Below are 3,930 nucleotides of genomic sequence, written 5' to 3' on the forward strand. Positions count from 1 at the left end.
CCGCCCTCGAGTTCCGCAACCAACTCACCGGCACCACCGGCCTCAAACTCCCCGCCACCCTCATCTACGACCACCCGAGCCCCGCCGGCCTCGCCACGCATCTGCTGGAGCGGCTCGATCTCGACGCCGAGCCCGAGTCGGTCGCGGTCCCGGTCCTCGCGGGCCTCGCCAAGCTCCGCGGCGCGATCCAGGAGGCGGCCGCCGAAAGCACCGCGTACGAGCAGATCACCGCTCGGCTGCGGGAGTTGCTGGACGTCGCCCAGGCGGCGGACAGCGGGAGCGGCAAGGAGCCGGCGGACGACGAGAACAGCAATCTCGACGCCGCCAGCGACGAGGAGCTCTTCGCGCTCATCGACGAGCTCGACTGACCGGCCCTCCGCGTCCTCCGCGTCCTCCGCCGGCGACGCACGCCGTGCGGCTGCCGCACGGCGCAGCACATCACTCGTAATCCATATCCGTCATCAAGAGCATCACTTCGGGGAGCTGACCACAGGTGGCTGACGAGCGGGAACTCCGTGAGTACCTCAAGCGCGCGATAGCCGACGCCCGTGACGCGCGGAAGCGCCTGCGCGAGGTCCAGGACAAGGCACAGGAGCCGATCGCGATCGTCGGGATGGCGTGCCGCTATCCCGGCGGGGTCTCCTCGCCCGAGGACCTGTGGCGGCTGGTCGCCGACGGTGTCGACGCGGTGGACGAGTTCCCGGCGAACCGGGGCTGGGACCTGGAGGGCCTGTACGAACCGGACCCGGAGGTCGCCGGCACGTCGTACACCCGCGAGGGCGGCTTCCTGCACGACGCGGACCTCTTCGACCCCGAGTTCTTCGGAATGTCCCCGCGCGAGGCGCTGGCCGTCGACCCGCAGCAGCGGCTGCTCCTCGAGACGGTGTGGGAGACGCTGGAGAGCGCGGGCATCGACCCCGATTCGCTGCACGGCAGCCGTACGGGCGTGTTCGCCGGCCTGATGTACAACGACTACGGTTCACGCCCCGGGCTGCCGCCGGAGGGCAACGAGGGCTATCTCTTCAGCGGCAGCGCGGGCAGCATCGCCTCGGGGCGGCTCGCCTACACCTTCGGTTTCGAGGGTCCGGCGGTCACGGTCGACACGGCCTGCTCGTCGTCGCTCGTCGCCCTGCACCTGGCCGCGAACGCGCTGCGGCGGGGTGAGTGCGACCTGGCGCTCGCGGGTGGTGCGGCTGTGATGTCGACGCCGACCGCGTTCGTCGAATTCTCGCGGCTCCGCGGACTTGCCGCCGATGGGCGGTGCAAGTCGTTCTCGGAGGACGCGGACGGCACCGGCTGGTCGGAGGGCGTCGGCCTGCTCCTCGTCGAGCGGCTATCCGACGCCCAGCGCAACGGCCACCACATCCTGGCCGTGGTGCGGGGCTCGGCCGTCAACCAGGACGGCGCCTCCAACGGCCTCACCGCCCCCAACGGCCCCTCCCAGGAACGCGTCATCCGCCAAGCCCTCGCCAACGCGGGCCTGACCACCTCCGACGTCGACGCCGTCGAAGCACACGGCACAGGCACCAAGCTCGGCGATCCCATCGAGGCGCAGGCCCTGCTCACCACCTACGGCCAGGACCGGCCCGCCGACCAGCCGCTGTATCTCGGCTCGCTCAAGTCCAACATCGGCCACACACAGGCCGCAGCCGGCGTCGGCGGCGTCATCAAGATGATCCAGGCCATGCACCACGACGTCCTGCCCAAGACGCTCCACGTCAACGAACCGTCCCGGCACGTCGACTGGGACACGGGCGCCCTGTCACTGCTCACCGAGGAACAGCCCTGGCCGGAGACCGGCCACCCCCGCCGCGCCGGCATCTCGTCGTTCGGCTTCGGCGGAACGAACGCCCATGTGGTGATCGAAGAGGCACCGTCGTCGGTGGACGGCGCCGACCGGGCGCCGGCCGAGGTCACGGCACCGACGCCCGTCGTGCCGTGGGTGCTGTCGGGCAGGACGCCGCAGGCCCTGCGTGACCAGGCGGAACGCCTCGCGGGGTACGCCGAGCGGAACGCGGACCTCTCCCTCGCGGACCTGGGCTTCTCGCTGGCGACCTCCCGTGCCGCGTTCACCGAACGCGCCGCCGTCATCGGCGAGGACCGCGCGACGCTGCTCGGCGGCCTCCGCGCGATAGCGGCGGGCAACAGCGTACCGAGCACCGTTCGCGGCACCCGTGCAACGGGGAAGCTGGCGTTCCTGTTCACGGGGCAGGGTAGTCAGCGGGTCGGCATGGGACGGGAGTTGTACGAGGCGTTCCCCGTCTTCGCCGCCGCGTACGACGAGGTCGTCGCCGCCCTGGACCCGCTGCTGGAGCGCCCGCTGACCGAGGTCATCACCAGCGGGGAGGGCCTGGACCGTACCGAGTACACCCAGCCCGCCCTCTTCGCCATCGAGGTCGCCCTCTACCGGCTCGTGGAGTCCTGGGGCATCACCCCCGACTACCTCGCCGGACACTCCATCGGCGAACTCGCAGCCGCCCACGTCGCAGGTGTGCTCACCCTCCCCGACGCCGTGACACTCGTCGCCGCCCGCGCCCGACTGATGCAGGCACTGCCCGAAGGCGGCGCCATGGTCGCCGTGCAAGCCACCGAAGACGAGGTCGAGCCCCTCCTCGAAGGCAGCGAACTCAGCGCCGGAATCGCCGCCGTCAACGGCCCCGACTCCGTCGTCATCTCCGGCGACCACCACGCCGTCACCACCATCGCCGAAAAGCTGGGTCAACACGGCCGCAAGACCAAACAGCTCACCGTCTCCCACGCCTTCCACTCCCCCCACATGGACGGCATGCTCCACGAATTCCGCAAGGTCGCAGCGAGCCTGACCTTCCACGCGCCCAAGATCCCGATCGTCTCCACCGTCACCGGCGCGCTCGCCACCGACGAGCAGCTGACGTCCCCCGGCTACTGGGTCGACCAGGTCCGCCAGCCCGTCCACTTCCTCGCCGCCACCCGTGCCCTGGAAGCTGCGGGGGCCACCACCCTCCTCGAACTCGGCCCCGACGCCACCCTCGCCGCCCTCGCCGCCGCCTGCGTCACCGACCCGGACACCGTGGCCGCCGTCGCCCTGCTCCGCGCCGGCCGGCCCGAGGTACGGACCGCCGTCACCGGTCTGGGGCAGCTGTACGCGCGTGGTGTACGCGTGGACTGGCGGGCGTACTTCAGCGGTGCCGACGCGCGCCGCGTCCCCCTGCCCACGTACGCCTTCCAGCGCGAGCGCTACTGGCTCGATCCCGTGAAGCAGGCGGGCGACGCCGGTGGCCTGGGGCTGACGGCGGCCGATCACCCCATCCTTGGTGCCGTGGTCGACGTCGCCGACGGTGGCCGGACGCTCTTCACGAGCCAGGTGTCGCAGCGTACGCATCCATGGCTCGCCGACCACGCGGTGGCGGGTCATGTGCTGCTGCCGGGAACGGCGTTCGTGGAGTTGGTGAGCCGGGCCGGTGAGCAGCTGGACGCCGGGGTGATCGAGGACCTGACGCTGTCCGCCCCGCTGGTGCTCCCCGAGCGCGAGAACGTGCGCATCCAGGTCATCGTCGGCGAATCCGACGACGGCGGCCGTCGGACGGTCGACGTGTACTCCCGTCCCGACGACGACGGCAGCGCCGACGGCAGCAGCAGCGCGGGAGAGAGCCGGTCATGGCTCCTCCACGCCAGTGGACGACTGGCCTCCGCGAGCACATCCGACGCGGCTCCGACCGGGAGGGCAGTCTGGCCGCCCGCCGGCGCCGCAGAAGTGGAACTCGACCTTGACGAGGTCTATGCGCGCCTGGCGGAGCGGGACTTCACGTACGGGGCGGCATTCCGTGGCGTACGTCGGGTCTGGCGCCGGGAGAGCGAGGGCGAGGTCTTCGCCGAGATCGAGCTGCCCCAGGAGCTGCACGCCGACGCCCGCCGGTTCCTGATCCACCCGGCCCTGCTGGACGCGGCACT

General features: G+C 71.5%; 1 protein-coding gene and 1 pseudogene. Both read left to right on the forward strand.

Annotated features, from left to right (window positions below; genetic code table 11):
* A partial coding sequence (locus ACFV9O_RS39850) for a hypothetical protein (protein ID WP_385427873.1) occupies positions 1 to 368 on the forward strand: 368 nt, incomplete at its 5' end.
* Between the two features lie 140 nt (positions 369 to 508).
* Positions 509 to 3,930, forward strand: a pseudogene (locus ACFV9O_RS39855) (type I polyketide synthase); the annotation flags it as partial.

Source organism: Streptomyces sp. NPDC059909 (assembly GCF_042730885.1).
GTDB lineage: Bacteria > Actinomycetota > Actinomycetes > Streptomycetales > Streptomycetaceae > Streptomyces.